The following is an 18,479-nucleotide window of genomic DNA, read 5'->3' as shown; positions in this document are numbered from 1 at the left end:
ATTATTGCACCTGTATAATAACTTGTAATGTGGCACTAAATTTACCCATTGTGATCTGCTCTCTCGGTAATGCTTCCAATGAGGCATACAGCGTTTTTGTTAACTCAGAGACACCATTATTATAAGAGAGTGATTGCGCATCCTCTAATACAGAATACCAGCCATAGGCTTCGCCTTGCCCTTCACTCGCCAAAGTCGATAATAAATTTAATGGCATGCCATTAGGTCTATATATTCTTACCCCGACACCTTTTGCCATATTATTATTAGTTCCATACCCATCCGTGACTAAATGCGTGATAGCGCCTCCATTAGGCACTGTTAACCCTAACTCAATAGCTTTATTAACATTAGCAGGACGAGGTAAAAAACCCATTGCAGTTTGACCGGTTCCCGTACCTGTTAACATATTTCCTACTCCATCATTAGCCGGACTCGCTATTTGGCAATAGAAATTAATATCGATAGGTAATGTAACTTTTTTTCCACTTGCCAATTCATTAACGGTAACTAATGGAAATGACACATAAGGTGTAACATTACGCACAAAACAAGTTGCTGCATTTCGAATATAAATACGACGAGACATATTTACAGAAGCCGGCCAATAAGCATAAAAGCCATGATAATTTGAGGCATGATCACTGCCATCTTTTAATAAATATGAATAATTAGAACTCTGAAAGGCAATATAACCGGCAGGTTGGTTAACAAAGGTAATTAATCCGCTACTTGATTGCGCAGGTGGCATATCCCCTGTTCTTTCATAGTTAATTTTAAAAAGCTCAACTTCCATATTTGAGAAATCCTTGGCTTTTACTAAGATCCAATTTTGGCTATCTCGGTCTAAATTAGTTAATGGACGAGATTTCCAGTAACGGCTGTAATATTCACCGGTTATGGTATTTTTAATACGGATGCCTAATCCTCTAGCAAGGCTAATATAAGTTTCATTTAATCCTAATGCAGGATTAACTAATTTATTACCACCATAAGCATAATCGCCATTAGTGGAATAGAACTCTCTTAATTTTCCTTCCTCATCTGCTGTACAGCGAAATAGTATTTGCTCAGGATCATACGTTTCATAACCAGCATCTAACATAGAAACAAAACCACTTGCGACTAAAGTACCCGGAGGCTGGAACTGATCATTATTAACATTAATAACTTTGGGAGTTGTACCCATAGATCCAGAATCATCTCGCGCGCCAGCCCAACTTTTTGCCGTCCCTTTACCAGGCTCTGTATAATAATTGCTTCTAGGATTAGTGTTTGTTGTCGTTATTTTATAGCAGGTTGCAGAAACAAAAGTTGGGATCAACATTAACACGGATAAAATAGCTGTTTTAAACGAAAAGTAGTGGCAATTTAATTTCATAAACATTGACCTGATAATAAAATAAGTTTATCGGCTTCTTTTTCTTCGGGTATTGAGTAAGTTAATTTACAGCTATTTGCTTCTTTCCCAACAATTAATGTATCTTCTCTATTTTCAACCCGAACATAAACTTGGTTACTTTGCCCAACCATACCGACAATATGACCTTCTTTATCGTAAACATTATCACCCAGTGCTAGCTGAGTTTCTGGTTTAACACCAATTAATACAGGATATCCGACTCGCGTTTTAAATACTATTTTAGTGCTAGCCCCAGAATATGGCGCAATTTGTTTCGTATTTTCTAAAAGCTCAATATTATTATTTTGAATATTTTTCCCATCTAAACTGACATTGTTATATTGATAAGGAACCAGAGATGGCACAATAGCGTAACCAAAATAGTCAATTTTAGATCCCATTCCGTTACTTACACTCGCGCCATTCGCACCTTTTGCTTCAATTAATGCAAATGATTCACTAATACGAGGTCCTAATGTTACACCACCACTATGAGCAACCAATGCGCCTTGAACACCAATACTCCCTTGAGTGTAATGTTTACCATTTGAAATACTGCCTGATAGTGTCGTAAATGGCAGTTGTTTAATCACATGTAAACCGCTACCTATTGCTCTGTTTTGCGTGTCATAGTCAGTATTTACACTATAAGATAACGTTTTGTCTTCACCTAACAAACCTGAGAGGTTAGCTTGATAACTAGAGTCATCACTCGCATGACTTGATGATAATGATAACATTGGTGAATAATCAGACATCCCTAATGGCATAGAAACAGAAACCATAATCATATCTTCTGAAATAGAGTCTGTTTTTGTTGATGTGAATGTATTATTGGCAATCATCTGCCCTGTTTTTTGGCGACTATAGGCAATATTGTAAGCGATATCTTTATAAGTATTGGAATATCCGATTTGATATTGTGCATCATGCCCTTTATTACCATAATAATTACTGATGGAACCAGAAATATAAAGCTGTCCCCATTTATCTAAAGCTTGATTCACGCTTAGTGTAAATTGGCTTTCTTGATTATAGCTATTGGAATTCCAAATCATGCCATCATTTGCACTTTTTCTTAAACCTAATACGTCATTATATTCACGAAAATTTTCTGTTGAATATTTATAACCCGCCAATGTAATAACCGTATTTGTTGGACTAAAAGTACGACTATAACTCATACCTAATCGTCCACCTTGATAATTTTTACCATTAATCTCAGCATTAGAAAGCGCACTATTAAATCCAAAAGCCCCTAATTTAGTTGCAATAACAGAACCAGCAAATATTGCCTGATATTGATGCCCAACACGTAATCCTGTATTTAATGTTACGGTATTATTTAAACCGTATTGCAAAGCAAGATCCGAAAAATAGCTATTTTCGGAGCCAAAATTATTCACTTCTCCAGCGGTGAAATTATATTTAAACCGCCCCGCCCTGACTGATTCGGGTAATGCGCTAAAAGGCACGGTAAAAGAAGAGATTTTGCCATTTCCTTCATGTATTTCGACAAGCAAATCACCTTCATAACTAGTGGGATAAAGATCATTAATTTCAAATTGACCAGGAGACACTGTCGTTTGATAAATCTCAGTGCCATTTTGTTTTACTACCACTCTCGCCGTAGTGGTGGCAATACCTCTGATAACAGGTGCATACCCTTTTTGTGAATCAGGCAGCATTCTTTCATCAGACATCAATTGGATCCCTTTAAATGCCAAACTAGAAAACTGTGTACCTGCCGTATAAATATCTCCCACCACTAGTGTCGATTTTAATGAGAGTATCGGTTTTTGTAGATAAGTTCTTATCCAATTAAAATCACTATCACTCCCCGCCTTTGAAGAATTATAAGAATAAGAAGCTTGTTGCCGAAATTGCCATGTTCCTAAGTTGACGCCCAGATTAACACTTGCAAATCCATAGTCTGAGGTTTGCCCTCTCGATTTATTTTTATAATAGTTACCAGTGTAGTTGGTAAACAGCATCGTATTTCCTGCATCTAAATCCGCTTCATTAACATAACCTTGCGGTATTCTCTTTAATAAGATTTGTGGTACCGCTATCGTTATTCTGAAGTTTGCAGCGTCAAAAGTATCTACGATATTTTTATTGATCTGGTTTAATGACAAACATTGCGTATTCTCATTATTCATTATATCGCTCAACAAAATTCCCATTTCATCAATTTGCTTAAGCGTAAAACAAGGCAACACTTTATCGTTATCATTTAACTTAAATTTAATCGTTTTTCTTTCTACAAAACGATTATTAATATAAATATCAACATCGTAATCACCGGGAGAGAGATAATTACTGTCATGAAGTTGATTCATATTAATATTGTTTTTATTGCCTAATAATAAAGCAGGATCAAATTCATACTCATCAGCAATAGCTAAAGGCATTGTATGAATAACAAAAGTAAAGGAGCTAATTAAGAATATTAATCTTAACTTCTTGTTTAATTTAGCCACTCTTTTTTCTGTTAATTTCATTTCAATGCCATTTAAATTAATGAATTAAATATGTTGCGCTATTTTGTCCACCTAAATCATTAAGATATTTATAAGTTATCTTATCGGGTGAGAATGAAAGTTTATTGTTTGTCTCTGATAATAAAGTTTCTGTAGAGAGCGGAGAAATCATAGTAGACTTAAATGCAAATTTTTGTCCTGACGTATTTGTGGCTTCTAACGAAGCAAATGATACAAAGAAAGGTGAGCTATTCTTAACTGTTATATTGCCATTAGTGTCTTTTAAAAAGGTTATTTGTTTTTCAACATTATTGATCTGTGATTCAATTGCGCTAGGACGATAAAATATTTTTAATCTATGATGCACAATAACAGTAAAACTATTACCTTCTTTGATATCTTGATTTAGATTTTTAGGTGGGATCTGGGCGATATTTAAATAAAAAAGGGATTCTTTATCTTGAGGAAGACCTTCTCCTATATAAATCAATCGGGCATCTCGCCCTATTTTAGGATCGATACGAAAAACGGGAGGTTGAATTATAAAAGGAGCATCCGCATTATCCGGCGTTGAATTTGGATTGTTTTTATCCGCCCATATTTGCATGATGTAAGGAATATCATCATTATTCATAAATTTTAAAACTTCAAAACGTGAGTCTGAAGAATAAATAATTCGGGTTTTTAGCATCGTAACACTTGAAAAAGCCGCTGTACTATAACTTAAAAAAAGAACTGCAATGAGCATAATTATTTTTTTTATCATTTTATCTTCCTCTTATATAATCAAAAAATGTCTCCTTTATATAAAGGAGACATAGTAATATTATTGATAAGAGATAGAATACTGCACACTGCCTTCTACTTTACCTGCTGTGGCCACATCATCAGCATAATAACGAACCGCATAATCATAAGATGCAGATTCTTCATTGGCTTTTAATACCAGCCCATCATTACCTACACCGGTTAAATCAATTTTTGTTCCTGTGTTTGCAGGATCGATGATTTCTAAACTGACATTGTTATTAGCAGCAGAGTTACCAATACGACCTTCAGTGGTTAGATTATTGGCAACAAAAATCGTTTTAATATTTGTATCAGTTCCTTTAGTACCTGTACAACCACTTACCGCGATAGTAAAAGGTGTTTGTCCTGCTGTTTTGCCTGCTGTGTCTAACGCAGTCACTGGTACTGTGGGTAATAACACAACTGGTAATGCAGAGTTGCCATTAACGGTGACAGTACATGTTTCATCAGAAACTTCACCTTGGAAACGAATAGTATTATCTGAAGCAGCAAAAGCAGTGGTAGAAAAAATACCTGCGATCATAGTAGCAAGAAGTATTTTATTCATAGTAAAACTCTCCGGTAATATATCTAAATAAGACTGGCTTATGGTGGTTGTAATATATAAATAGGACATCGAATAATGTAGTTTATAAAAAACATTATTCTATATTTATTACGTAATAATATGTAAGTAATTATGATTATCTACTTATTCACTCTAAACACGCAACTACTTTACTATTAAAATAAGTATTTATACCTATATAATTTACAATATCATTCTTATTTTGATTTTCTTTTTTAGATTAAATTTCAATTAAAATTTAATTAATTAAAAATATTAAGATTAATATTAAAAATAACCTTTCTTTATTTTATTTAATATTTATCATTTTTATTAGAAGTCAATCAACGATCCTTATCTCTACTTAAAGAATAAATTTATTTAATTATTTATAGTTTTATTAACAACAATAAACTATTTATCAATGTAATATTTAAAAATAGTTAATTAGTTAAATTTAATTAATAAAATATCGATTATTTTAAAGTGATATTTATATTTTTATTAATCAATACGTATTATTGTTTTAAATCTATTTTTTTCTAATTTACATGATATTATCGAAATAAAAAGTGAATAACTTTTTTTTCTTAAAGAGACTTCATAATTTCCTTTCGGTAAAAAAATAATCTCTCCTGAACAAGATGCCGGATCATTAGGTTCTAGATCCCCTCCTGTCGTATCTTCACCTGCACCTATGAATATTTTTCCAGAAGGGCAATTTATTTTTATTTTTACATCCGGTTTCTCTATTTTTTCACATAGGTTAATCGTGTATAAACCATCTTCACCCAATCCAATAAATGCAATATTTCCTTTATTCATTTCTTTTAATTCGTCATCTGGGATACACCACCAATCTGCTGTATCTAATTTCCGATGTTGGATAGCCTGCAGATCAAAAATGGCTAAAGTGGCGGTATCTGTAATAAAGGAAAAATGTGTAGGCATTAGTGTTTCCATTAAAAAATTAAAATGAGTACTTTATCCATTTTGGTGCATGAGCAAGTAAAGTATTTCATCTATACTATTTGTCAATGTAATTACCTATACTTGCATTATATCTTATACACTGCTTTATCATGGATGGCCTTATGAAATCACGATTACTTCTTACCTTGTCACTGTATGCTGTTTCATCTTTCTCTGTGTTTGCATCTTCAAACCAATGTACTGATGCTGCAAAACAGATCAATATTGCCAATAGTACCATTATGCTGCTCAGCTCTTATAATGGCCCTGTTAAATCAGTCATCATGACAAGCACTATTCCTGATGATGGACGATTTAAGGCATTAAAAGGTGAAATTCAGCTTGATGGATGTGGAAACTTGCTTAAAGACAGTACATCAATGCAAGAATACTTTGAAGGTAATGTAGAAACGAATTTGATAAGAACATCCCCCGATAACCCTTCTGTTACTCGATATCAATTTCAGCTAAAAAATGCCTATGGTTCACATTCTATCTATATGCAAGAAACCTATCTTAAAGATGAACAGAACCGACTCAATAAAAAAATCACTCAATACTATGCCCATGATGGTGCTTTAATGGATACGTTTACCAGTCAATTTGAGTATAAAGAGGGCCGTATCATTAAAGAGATCAGTCAATCTTCAGCAACAACGTCTGATGTTATCACCACATTGTATTCTTATGATCCCCAAGGAAAACTGCAACAAGTGATTGAAGATGGAAAAGTTAATGTGGAATATGAATATGATGTTGAAGGGAAAATAACTAAACAATCAAATTATATCAAAGGTATAAATGGGGAAGACAAGGCATTTATTTCTACTTGCATTGAATGGGATACTTTCAATAACTGCTTAGAAGAACAACTGGAAAGTACCATAAAGTTTGATGAAGAAATTATTAATTATAGCAAAGCGACTATTCATAATAAATTTAGTTACTACGAGTGATTTATATATTTTTTATTATTTTGATAGATAACTAAATAATATTAAAATCAGACTATCTAAAATAGACTGATTTTTTTATTTATATACCTACATATCAATAAGGTAGTTATCAACACTTTCATCAAAAAGCAATTTATGTAAAACTACTTAAATCAATTAATGATAGCGTAATACTTACTAAGAAAATTATCTTCCTTTATACTGCTTAGAAAATAATGATGGACGCTTTCTATTAAACAACATCCTTTTATAAAAATTTCAAAATGGCTCATTACATGAAATTACAGTTATTTTTTATTTTTTCTTTATGCACACCACTCATAAGTTTTTCAGCTTCTGCTAAAGGATCTTTGTGCGATAAAACACACAGACAAAGTAATTCAGCAAAGAATATGGTTAGTATGCTTGATTATTATAATGGTCCAGTGAAATCAGTCATTACAAGCAGTCAATTGCCTCACGAAGGTAGATTTAAAGCTTTTAAAGGTGAAGCTCAATTTGATGAATGTGGAAGTTTAATGCTGTATGATTTTTCCACACAAGAATATATTCATGAACATATAGAAACCAACCTTCTAAGAATGTCAGTGCCTTATGATATGAAATTTAAATATCAACTAAAGAATCGCCATAGAACTCATACTTTATATTTACACACCTTATACCATGAAAATGCTCAAAATCAGTTAACACATAAGGTCTCTAATTTTTATGATGAGCATGGCAAATTAATGGGCTCTGAAACAAGCCAATTTTCTTATAGTGATAATAAAATCACTTCAGAAACGGTGATTAAATCTGATACTGAAAATTTAGGAAATACCATCTATTTTCATTATGATAAACAAGATCGTTTATTAAAAACAGTTGAAAACAATGAAATAACATTAGAATTTAATTATGGCTCAGATGGTAAAGTATTACATCAAACACAATTATTCAGTAGCCTCTATGATGATATAAGAGAATATGACCAAACATGTCGAGAATGGGATAAATATAATAATTGTTTAACCTGGGATTTAATTAGTACTATTAAACAAAATGGTGAGCTTATTGATACTAGCAAAGCAACTATTTATAATCGTTTCGAGTATTATGAAGAGGTTAATTTAAATTAATTCTGAATTATAAAGTTACCCAGTATAAATAATTATATTTAAAAAGGGCGTTTATTTATTAAATAAACGCCCTTCTCTCTTTAACTTGGTTAAATTTTTATTATGTATTACGGTATTGCATTTCAGCTTCATCAAAACGTTGCTGGTTCTCTTTACTTGGTACTTTCCCCATAAGACTTACTGCAATGATGGCGATAGAAGCAAAAACAAAGCCAGGGATAATTTCATATAACCCAAACCACTTGTATTGCATCCACACTAATACCGTTAAAGCACCAATCAACATTCCGGCAAAAGCGCCGTTGCGTGTCATACGTTTCCACATCACAGAGATAAGAATGACAGGGCCAAAAGCGGCACCAAATCCAGCCCATGCGTTACTGACTAAATCGAGGACTTTATTATTAGGATCTCGAGCTAAGAAGATAGCAATAACAGCCACTAATAACACCATCCCACGCCCTACCCAAACCAGTTCTTTTTGACTAGCACTTTTACGAATGAAAGGCTTATATAAGTCTTCTGTTAAGGCACTTGCACACACTAACAACTGACAGCTTAATGTGCTCATTACGGCGGCGAGAATGGCTGATAACAAAATACCTGCAATCCATGGATTAAACAGTAACGATGCCAATTCCATAAAAATACGTTCATTTTTCGCCGTTACAGCCCCTGCTTGTGCCGGATTCATTTCAAAATAAGCAATACCGAAGAAACCAACTGCAACCGTTCCGCCTAAACAAAGGATCATCCACGTCATGCCGATACGACGTGCTTTGCGAATTGTTTGATTCGAATCAGCCGCCATAAAACGCGCTAAGATGTGAGGTTGTCCAAAGTAACCTAATCCCCACGCCAATAAAGAGATAATGGCGATAAAATCAAGACCCTTGAACATATCAAGATAAGACGGATCTTTAGCTTTAATAATTGCAATAGAAGTATCAATGCCACCAATGGAGAAAATCACAATAATCGGTGTCAGGATCAGAGCAAAAATCATGAGTGTTGCCTGAACGGTATCAGTCCAGCTTACTGCAAGAAAACCACCTAAAAAAGTATAGGCAATTGTTGCAAGTGCACCATAAATCATTGCTTCGTGATAAGGAATATGGAAGGTTGATTCAAATAGCATTCCACCAGCGACCACACCAGATGCACAATAGATAGTAAAAAAGGTAAGAATAACTAATGCTGAAATAATGCGTAGCATTTTGCTTTTATCATCAAAACGCGAAGTCAAATAATCAGGCAACGTTAATGCATTATTATTTTTTTCAGTTTGCAAACGTAAACGCCCTGCAACTAAGCGCCAGTTTAGCCATGCACCTAAACAGAGCCCTATAGCTATCCAACTTTCTGAAATACCCGCAAAAAAAACTACACCGGGTAATCCCATTAATAGCCATCCACTCATATCTGAAGCACCCGCTGAAAGCGCAGTCACTACACTGCCTAGCCGTCGCCCCCCTAAAATATAGTCATCAAAGTTTTTTGTTGAGCGATAAGCTAGATAGCCAATAAAAAGCATACCCAGAATATAGATCGTAAATGTAATTAGCATTGGCGAAGTTAGAGCCATAATTGCAGTTCTCCATAAATCTGTTTTCGATCATCGATATGCTTCTGACTTGTACAGGAACGTTGCACTTCGTTGCGCATTAATGATCTTTTCAGTTTTTAATTAAAATAATTTCTTACAGCAACAGATAAAACATTCACATCAATCCTAGAATAGGTTAACTGCATTTAACAAGAAATTAACGTTTAAATGTTTAATTTTTGTATATGACTTCACACTATTTGTCTTAATTTGAACAACATTATAAATATAAACATCAATAAAATAAATATAATTAATTGATTTATATAGATATATAAAGAGATATAAATTGATTCATTTTTAATCACACATAAAACCTGACCACTTTCACATTATTTATAAATAAATTGTTAACAATGTTGCACAAAGTTGCAACATGAATGATATTAATAAAAATAACGGGTAACAGTACTTGTGAATGAGAAATAGAATATGAGGAGCACTGCATGAGTAGCACAACAATGGGTGTTAGACTTGATGAAGATACCCGCAATAGATTAAAAGAGGCTGCACAAAAATTAGATAGAACATCGCATTGGTTAATTAAACAAGCTATCTTCAATTATCTTGAACAAATTGAAAATGATCAGGTGAATATTAGTAATACAACATTTGCTGAACAAGATCTTGAAGGAGAGACTGAAACACCAACAGCTCATTATCAGCCTTTTTTAGAGTTTGCTGAACATATTCACCCGCAATCTGTTTTACGCTCTGCTATTACCTCTGCATATCGTACTCCTGAAATACAGGCTGTTCCTATGCTATTGCAACAAGCGACATTACCTGAAAATGAAGCCCAAGCAACGCATAAATTAGCCTATTCCATTGCCGAAAAATTACGTAAACAAAAAAATGGCATTGGGCGTTCAGGACTTGTACAAGGCTTATTACAAGAATTTTCACTTTCTTCACAAGAAGGTGTAGCTTTAATGTGTTTAGCGGAAGCGTTACTGCGTATTCCCGATAAAGCCACACGTGATGCCCTTATTCGTGACAAAATTAGTCATGGTAATTGGCGCTCACACTTAGGACAAAGCCAATCGATGTTTGTGAATGCAGCGACATGGGGCTTATTATTCACAGGTAAATTAGTTTCTACACATAATGAAGAAAAACTCTCTAACTCTTTGAATCGCATCTTGACCAAAAGTGGTGAGCCATTAGTACGTAAAGGCGTTGATATGGCCATGCGTTTAATGGGGGAGCAATTCGTTACAGGTGAAACTATTTCTCAAGCATTAGCAAATGCTCGTAAGCTTGAAGAGAAAGGCTTTAGCTACTCTTATGACATGTTAGGAGAAGCGGCATTAACAGAAAAAGATGCACAAGATTATTTAGTTTCTTATCAGCAAGCTATCCACGCCATTGGCAAAGCGTCTAATGGTAGAGGTATTTATGAAGGCCCAGGAATATCTATCAAGCTTTCAGCATTACACCCTCGCTATAGCCGTGCACAATATGAACGTGTTATGTCAGAGCTTTACCCTCGCCTACTCTCATTAACATTACAAGCAAAACAATATGATATCGGTATTAATATTGATGCTGAAGAAGCGGATAGACTTGAAATTTCACTCGATCTCCTTGAAAAGCTCTGTTTTGAGCCTGAATTAGCAGGTTGGAATGGGATTGGTTTTGTTATTCAAGCCTACCAAAAGCGTTGCCCATTAGTCATTGATTATGTCATCGATTTAGCTCGTCGTAGCCGTCGTCGCTTAATGATCCGTTTAGTTAAAGGCGCATATTGGGATAGCGAAGTAAAACGTGCTCAAATTGATGGTCTTGAGGATTACCCTGTTTATACTCGTAAAGTGTATACCGATGTTTCCTATTTGGCTTGTGCAAAGAAACTACTTGCGTCGCCTAACTTTATTTATCCTCAATTTGCAACACATAACGCACACACCCTTTCTGCAATTTATCATTTGGCAGGACAAAACTATTACCCCGGGCAATATGAATTCCAGTGTTTACATGGCATGGGTGAGCCTCTTTATGCACAAGTTGTAGGAAAAATAGCAGACGGGAAGTTGGGTCGTCCTTGCCGCATTTATGCACCAGTAGGAACACACGAGACGTTACTCGCTTATTTAGTGCGTCGTTTACTTGAAAATGGAGCCAATACCTCATTTGTAAATCGGATCGCGGATACCACTATTTCCCTTGATGAGTTGGTCGCTGATCCGGTCAAAGAAGTCAATAAAATGGCACAAGCTGAGGGGCAAATTGGGCTTTCACACCCTAAAATTCCACTTCCTCATCAGCTTTATGGTGATGAGCGTAAGAACTCACCAGGTATTGATATGTCAAATGAACACCGTTTGGCATCACTCTCTAGTGCATTGTTAACCTCTGCCACTGAAAATAGACATTGTGAACCGTTGTTAGGTGATACGTTTAATTCTTCAGAAAAAACACAAGCGCTTCAATCTGTTTTAAACCCAGCAAATCATACTGATATAGTGGGTACGGTAAGAGAAGCCACTGAAGCCGAGGTAGATTTTGCTTTAACCGTTGCTCAAGAAAATGGAGAAATATGGTTTGCAACGCCTCCTACACAAAGAGCCTCTTTTTTAGTTCGCACTGCGGAATTAATGGAACAACAAATGGGGCCATTAATGGGAATTTTAGTGCGTGAAGCGGGCAAAACTTATAGCAATGCCATTGCAGAAGTACGAGAAGCGATTGATTTCCTCTATTACTATGCGGCGCAAGTTGCACAAGATTTTGATAACAATACACATCGCCCTTTAGGGCCTGTGGTTTGTATCAGCCCATGGAACTTCCCATTAGCCATATTCAGCGGACAGATCGCAGCAGCGTTAGCCGCAGGTAATACCGTACTTGCTAAACCTGCAGAGCAAACTCCTTTAATAGCTTCAAAAGCAGTTGAACTCTTCCTTCAAGCTGGTGTTCCTCGCTTTGCATTACAGCTTTTACCGGGTCAAGGCGAAACGATTGGCGCACGTTTAGTGGCTGATGAACGTGTTCGTGGTGTGATGTTTACAGGCTCGACAGATGTTGCACATATTTTACAAAAAACCTTAGCTGGTCGATTAGATAGCGAAGGTCACCCTGTTCCTTTAATTGCAGAAACTGGTGGTTTAAATGCCATGATTGTGGATTCTTCTGCATTAACCGAACAGGTTGTTACGGATGTTATGGCTTCAGCTTATGATAGTGCGGGTCAACGTTGTTCTGCGTTACGTCTTTTATGTATTCAAGAAGAAGTAGCAGATCACACCATTGAGATGCTTAAAGGAGCAATGGCACAAGCGATAATAGGTGATCCGAGTTTATTATCCACCGATATTGGCCCTGTTATTGATAAAGAAGCGAAAATAGGTATTGAGAAACATATTCAAGTTATGCGCACAGCAGGTTACGACATTTATCAAGCCTCATACAATAACCTGCCAAAACAAATTGAAAATAACAGTACTTTTGTTCAACCTACTTTAATTGAATTAGATAAAGTCAGTTCTCTAAAAAGGGAAATTTTTGGCCCTGTATTACATGTTGTACGTTATGCAAGCCAAGATTTACCTGCATTACTCGAAGAGATTAATGCGACAGGCTATGGCTTAACAATGGGCGTTCATACAAGAATTGATGAGACTATCGCTTATGTTGCATCAAATGCCAAAGTGGGGAATTTATATGTAAACCGTAATATGGTTGGTGCGGTTGTCGGCGTTCAACCCTTTGGTGGTGAAGGATTATCTGGTACAGGCCCGAAAGCGGGTGGCCCTGTTTATCTGTATCGCTTATTATCCAAACGCCCTGAAAATGCAGCAACGCAAACACTGGCGCGTCAAGATGAAACATTCCCGCTTGATACTTCTATGCGTAATTTACAAACTTACAATAAATATATGGAATGGTTATCAAACAAAGCAGATAAATTACACTATGAAGCCTTAGAAAAATATGCACTTGCATCCCAAGCAGGGACATTACGTATATTACCTGGCCCTACTGGCGAACGTAATACTTACCAATTAGTTCCTTGCGGTAATGTGCTTTGTATTTCAGATAATGAGCAAGATGTTCTAACCCAAATAGCCGGTGTTCTCGCCTCGGGTTGCCATGCCATTATCGTCAATAGCTCGTTCTCACAAAAAACATACCGTGAATTACCTGATATTGTCAGAAAAGCAATTACACTCACTGAAAACTGGGCTGAGGAACCATCAAAAATAAATGCTGTTATTTATCATGGTGATGGTGATCAATTACGTGAAACTTGCCAGAAAATTGCTCAACGCAAAGGGGCAATAATCTCTGTTCAAGGATTTTCACGAGGTGAAACGGGCTTATTGTTAGAGCGTTTATTACATGAAAGAGCGTTAAGCATTAATACTGCGGCCGCCGGTGGTAATGCAAGTTTAATGACCATTAGTTAATTAGCTCTCCTCTTTTTCTCTTTTTATTTTGAGACCACCTTTAAAAAAGCTTTGATTAAAGGTGGTTTTTTCTTTTATTAATCTAATGCTTATAAAAAATAGCCCAGATAGATATTTATCTTAATGCTGTGACTATTCTCACTCTTTTTATATTTATCCATCGCCGACTATTGAATTAGTAAATATACTTGTCGCCAAGTCAACCAAAACCTAGAAGTTGATTGAATTATATCGTTATGTATACCTTAAAAGTTACGCCCTTCGGGGCGTTTTTTTTTACTTACAAATGTCATGTTAATGGCATTTATAAACACAATATTGTATTTAATCATCGATAAATAAAGAAATTGAAAAACAACAAAGAGATTAAGTAAGAAGAAACAGAAAGGAACTTGAATTAAGTCAAAAGAAAAAGGAGTAGGCTAGGCTACTCCTTTTAAGGTCTCTCTTGAGCGCAATTAGTGACTGCTATTCATCGATGGTGGCTCTTGACACCAATCGAGATATTGCTCGTACTTACGTAGCGCAATATTGTAGTTACTAAATGCAGAGGGAGTGAGCTTTTTACTCAGGTCTGACTGAATTTTCTCTGTCGTAAATTCTTGACGAGGAAAATTAGTTGAAGTCAGTAATTCATCGAGCCGACGTAAACGAACCACATACTCACGAACAGTACTGTGGCTCATCTCCGTTTGTTCAAACAAATACTGCTTAAAAGACATAATGTCAAAGTAGTCAGTTTCACTATTACAGTAAATCTCACTACAAAAACGGCATAGCGCAGAAAACTTCTCTTGTAACGTTTCCCACGTTTCATCATCAATTAAATCCGTCATTTCAGAAATGGCTTCTTTATTGATAACTTGGCGATTGAATACGAGAGAGATCCGATCAAGCGCCTTGTGGCAATGTAGACAATGAGTCTGGCTGTGTTTATAGTCTTTAATGTAACGGCTTAGCGGCCGTTTCTTTTGTGTTGAAACAGACATAAGAGATAAAGCCCTGTGTTGTAGTCTTAATAAACAAAAACAAAAATAAGCAAAACTTCTATTTCTCTGGGTTTAAGCGTGCTCGCAGCCTTTTTATGGCTTGGCTGTGTAGCTGGCTTACGCGGGATTCCCCGACATTAAGCACTGCGCCTATTTCTTTCAAATTAAGTTCTTCCTGATAATACAGAGTAAGAACCATTTTTTCCCTTTCGGGAAGCAATTCTATCGCGTCTATGACTCTTTGGCGAATATCACTTTCTAATAACATCTGTAATGGATTGTCATCATGATCTTCGTCTTGAGACGGTTCACAGCTTTCACCGTAAATTTCATGCCATTCGTCATAAGAGAACAATTGGCTGTTATTTGTATCCAATAGGATCTGCCGGTATTCTGCTAATTCAATCTGCAAATGATCAGCAACTTCCTGTTCTAATGGGGGTCGTCCTAGATCCTGCTCTAATTGATGAATAGAATGAGTCACTTCTCTTGCATTGCGACGCACACTACGTGGCGCCCAGTCTCGACTACGTAGCTCATCTAACATAGAGCCACGGATACGTTGAACAGCATAAGTGGTAAAGGCAGCACCTTGCATTGAGTCATAACGCTCAACAGCGTTTAATAACCCAATCCCACCCGCTTGCAAAAGATCATCCAATTCAACACTCGCAGGTAACTTGACCTGTAATCGTAATGCTTCATGGCGAACCAACGGGACATATCGCTCCCAGAGGCTATTTTTGTCCATCACGCCTTCGGCGGTATACAAATCACTCACAACAAAAGACACCTTTGGATAAAAGACCGGAAACCATTATCTGGCGAAATAAATTTAGCAATCGGCTGAACAGTGAAACAAAAGCGCCTCTTTTTCACCTATGCCAAATTTTCGGCAAAAATTGGGTTTTCATTGATAAATTAATTTGTCATTGCATTACGAGAACTACTTTACCTTAAAACATACACAGCTAATCCTTAGAAAAACCGTTAATTAAATTGATAATTTATCTCATTAAAAGAAATTAGCGCATCAAATACGCATTCTGTTCATAAAAAAATAACATATAAATCAGAGCATTTTCTTTTATGCGATTTTAGCGTCTTAATAGCGAGTTGAAATACTCACAAATGATTAATTAAAAAAACTATTACATTGATGATAAAACACACAGGAAATTATCGAATGACTTATCTGTTTTATCAGAAGGATGAAGAGGATTAACGCAACAGTGATAATACATTTTGAGGTAACTGGTTTGCTTGCGCTAATACCGAGGTTCCCGCTTGTTGCAAAATTTGTCCTTTACTCATATGAGAGACTTCCATGGCATAATCGGCATCTAAAATACGACTGTTAGTCGCCGTTAAATGAGTCACCGTATTATTCAGGTTATTGACCGCCGAATCTAAACGATTTTGAACAGCCCCTAATGCAGAACGAGCGTTATCTACTTTACTAATTGCAAAATCTAACGCTGCAAGAGCACCATCATTAACACTGAAAGCTTCAACCAGACGCCCTGCACTAGGGGTAAAGTTATTAGCAGGACCCATTGCACTCGCTTTTATGACGAGTTTAGTTTTATCTGTTGCATCAGCTTCAAAAGCTCCCGCAGACACTAAGTACCATCGGTTACCTGATACCGCAATATATTTATCTTTTACCACTTTACCATCAAGAATATATTCACCGACTAAATAACCTGTTTTATAATCTGTAATACCGCTAATACCGAGTGTGCTTGGATCAATAATTGCTCCTATTTTTGTTTCACCCTTTCTTACTGTTGATGTTGTTAATAACTTATTGTTTGCAATATCTAAAGTATTACTATTGATTTTATCTAACTTAAATCTAATCACTTCATTATCATTTGTTCCTATCTGAATGGTCATTTCATTATCATCATTCAAAACATGAACACCATTAAATTGGGTTTGTTCAGAGATACGATTAATTTCAGCAGTACGTTGTTTGATTTCTTCTTTGATCGATTTGAGATCTGTAATGGAATTTGAACCATTCTTTGCTTGTACGATTAACTCACGAACACGCTGTAAGTTGTCATTAATTTCATTTAATCCGCCTTCGGCAGTTTGTACAATCGAAATACCGTCATTCGCATTACGTACGGCTTGGGTTAAACCTCGAGTATTGGCGGTAAAGCGGTTTGAAATTGCCTGACCTGCAGCATCATCTTTCGCACTATTAATGCGTAAACCCGAAGATAAACGTTGAATGGCATTGCTCAATGCACTTTGAGAACGATTTAAATTATTTTGCGTTGTGAGTGATAAGATATTTGTTTTAATAACTTGTGCCATTGTTATTACTCTACATTTATTAATAGCTAAAATAAAAATACGCTATTTAAAAATATAGGCTGAATTAACTTTTAAATAGCAAAGGATCTGGATCCTCTATCTAAAAATTAATCAGCCTAATTGTTCTTTATTATTTTATTATCTTAATAGTGATAATACATTTTGTGGTAATTGGTTTGCTTGCGCTAATACCGAAGTACCGGCTTGTTGTAAGATTTGACCTTTACTCATATTAGACACTTCTGTGGCATAATCGGCATCTAAAATACGGCTGTTTGCTGCAGTTAAATTAGTCACAGTATTGTTTAGATTATTCACAGTCGATTCTAAACGGTTTTGAACAGCCCCCATTGAGCTACGTAAGCTATCCACTTGCGCTAATGCATCGTCTAATCCTTTTAACGGTGCATCATTAATGGTTGGTGGTGTTGAAGATGCTTTAATTTCAGCGCCTTGTGATAAAACCACTTTACCACCAACTGTAAATTTATGCGTTGATGTATCGACAGCACCCGTTGTATCCAGCGTTGCTTTATACGTTTTAACATCCCCATTTTTATCTTTTATTTCGATTGCCAATTGGGTTTTATCTTCTTTACCATTGGCATCCAACGCATAGTAAACACCTTCTAAAGATTCACCTGCTGCTAAACCTGTTTTAAGTGATGCTGTATCGATATCAACATCTTGATATTTAGGAGGAGTATCGCCATCGGAGACAGAAACTGTCGTAGTTGAACTCCCATGTAAACTGCTTGGTTTAGCGGTCAAATCTAATTTATCAATCCCTAAAGTAGTGGCATCCATCTTTTTCAGATTAACACTAATTTGTTCTTTATCATTTGCCCCAATTTGT

The 18,479-nt window shown here is 35.8% G+C and carries 13 protein-coding genes; 3 read left to right on the top strand and 10 right to left on the bottom strand.

What is annotated here, in order from left to right:
* Position 1: 1 nt before the first annotated feature.
* The 5 genes from ABN217_RS01095 to ABN217_RS01075 form a co-directional block, all read right to left on the bottom strand.
* Entirely contained in the window at positions 2-1,381 is a 1,380-nt protein-coding gene (locus ABN217_RS01095; RefSeq protein WP_231619280.1) for a fimbrial protein, read from the bottom strand.
* A complete protein-coding gene (locus ABN217_RS01090) occupies positions 1,378-3,906 on the bottom strand; it encodes a fimbria/pilus outer membrane usher protein (RefSeq protein ID WP_196554037.1) in 2,529 nt (842 codons plus the stop codon). The genes ABN217_RS01095 and ABN217_RS01090 overlap by 4 nt, the downstream gene beginning before the upstream one ends.
* A 16-nt stretch (positions 3,907-3,922) precedes the next feature.
* A complete protein-coding gene (locus tag ABN217_RS01085; protein WP_196554036.1) occupies positions 3,923-4,651 on the bottom strand; it encodes a fimbrial biogenesis chaperone in 729 nt (242 codons plus the stop codon).
* Between the two features lie 60 nt (positions 4,652-4,711).
* Entirely contained in the window at positions 4,712-5,242 is a 531-nt protein-coding gene (locus ABN217_RS01080) for a fimbrial protein (protein ID WP_072068492.1), read from the bottom strand.
* Between the two features lie 504 nt (positions 5,243-5,746).
* Entirely contained in the window at positions 5,747-6,193 is a 447-nt protein-coding gene (locus tag ABN217_RS01075; protein WP_196553691.1) for a DUF6386 family protein, read from the bottom strand.
* A 143-nt stretch (positions 6,194-6,336) separates the two neighbouring features.
* On the opposite strand from ABN217_RS01075, the gene ABN217_RS01070 reads away from it, so the two are divergent.
* Positions 6,337-7,170 (top strand): hypothetical protein, encoded by an 834-nt coding sequence (locus ABN217_RS01070; RefSeq protein WP_196553692.1) that lies wholly within the window; start codon positions 6,337-6,339, stop codon positions 7,168-7,170.
* A 275-nt stretch (positions 7,171-7,445) separates the two neighbouring features.
* Positions 7,446-8,291 (top strand): hypothetical protein, encoded by an 846-nt coding sequence (locus ABN217_RS01065; protein ID WP_196553693.1) that lies wholly within the window; start codon positions 7,446-7,448, stop codon positions 8,289-8,291.
* A 100-nt stretch (positions 8,292-8,391) separates the two neighbouring features.
* Here ABN217_RS01065 and putP read toward each other — a convergent pair whose 3' ends face one another.
* On the bottom strand, positions 8,392-9,876 hold the full coding sequence (gene putP, locus ABN217_RS01060) for a sodium/proline symporter PutP (protein ID WP_196553694.1): 1,485 nt from the start codon (positions 9,874-9,876) through the stop codon (positions 8,392-8,394).
* A gap of 467 nt (positions 9,877-10,343) precedes the next feature.
* On the opposite strand from putP, the gene putA reads away from it, so the two are divergent.
* The gene (putA, locus tag ABN217_RS01055) at positions 10,344-14,306 is read left to right on the top strand and encodes a trifunctional transcriptional regulator/proline dehydrogenase/L-glutamate gamma-semialdehyde dehydrogenase (RefSeq protein ID WP_197269061.1); all 3,963 of its coding nucleotides are present in this window, start codon (positions 10,344-10,346) and stop codon (positions 14,304-14,306) included.
* Between the two features lie 458 nt (positions 14,307-14,764).
* On the opposite strand, the gene fliZ is transcribed toward putA, so the two are convergent.
* From fliZ to ABN217_RS01035, 4 genes are all read right to left on the bottom strand, one after another.
* On the bottom strand, positions 14,765-15,295 hold the full coding sequence (fliZ, locus tag ABN217_RS01050) for a flagella biosynthesis regulatory protein FliZ (RefSeq protein WP_006533125.1): 531 nt from the start codon (positions 15,293-15,295) through the stop codon (positions 14,765-14,767).
* A gap of 58 nt (positions 15,296-15,353) precedes the next feature.
* Positions 15,354-16,076, bottom strand: a complete 723-nt coding sequence (locus ABN217_RS01045; protein ID WP_036912728.1) for an RNA polymerase sigma factor FliA — start codon at positions 16,074-16,076, stop codon at positions 15,354-15,356.
* Between the two features lie 440 nt (positions 16,077-16,516).
* The gene (locus tag ABN217_RS01040; RefSeq protein ID WP_349458976.1) at positions 16,517-17,623 is read right to left on the bottom strand and encodes a FliC/FljB family flagellin; all 1,107 of its coding nucleotides are present in this window, start codon (positions 17,621-17,623) and stop codon (positions 16,517-16,519) included.
* 138 nt (positions 17,624-17,761) lie between these two features.
* The coding region (locus ABN217_RS01035; protein ID WP_349440565.1) for a flagellin at positions 17,762-18,479 on the bottom strand (718 nt) is incomplete at its 5' end.

The organism is Proteus sp. fly-1067, assembly GCF_040139345.1.
Lineage (GTDB): Bacteria > Pseudomonadota > Gammaproteobacteria > Enterobacterales > Enterobacteriaceae > Proteus > Proteus vulgaris_B.
The sequence above is the reverse complement of the archived record's forward strand: the minus strand, read 5'-3'. Positions and strand labels throughout refer to the sequence as shown.

Coding starts and splice junctions, on each gene's coding strand:
- ABN217_RS01095 (WP_231619280.1), bottom strand. CDS start 1,381: ATGAAATTAAATTGCCACTACTTTTCGTTTAAAACAGCTATTTTATCC.
- ABN217_RS01090 (WP_196554037.1), bottom strand. CDS start 3,906: ATGAAATTAACAGAAAAAAGAGTGGCTAAATTAAACAAGAAGTTAAGA.
- ABN217_RS01085 (WP_196554036.1), bottom strand. CDS start 4,651: ATGATAAAAAAAATAATTATGCTCATTGCAGTTCTTTTTTTAAGTTAT.
- ABN217_RS01080 (WP_072068492.1), bottom strand. CDS start 5,242: ATGAATAAAATACTTCTTGCTACTATGATCGCAGGTATTTTTTCTACC.
- ABN217_RS01075 (WP_196553691.1), bottom strand. CDS start 6,193: ATGCCTACACATTTTTCCTTTATTACAGATACCGCCACTTTAGCCATT.
- ABN217_RS01070 (WP_196553692.1), top strand. CDS start 6,337: ATGAAATCACGATTACTTCTTACCTTGTCACTGTATGCTGTTTCATCT.
- ABN217_RS01065 (WP_196553693.1), top strand. CDS start 7,446: ATGAAATTACAGTTATTTTTTATTTTTTCTTTATGCACACCACTCATA.
- putP (WP_196553694.1), bottom strand. CDS start 9,876: ATGGCTCTAACTTCGCCAATGCTAATTACATTTACGATCTATATTCTG.
- putA (WP_197269061.1), top strand. CDS start 10,344: ATGAGTAGCACAACAATGGGTGTTAGACTTGATGAAGATACCCGCAAT.
- fliZ (WP_006533125.1), bottom strand. CDS start 15,295: ATGTCTGTTTCAACACAAAAGAAACGGCCGCTAAGCCGTTACATTAAA.
- ABN217_RS01040 (WP_349458976.1), bottom strand. CDS start 17,623: ATGGCACAAGTTATTAAAACAAATATCTTATCACTCACAACGCAAAAT.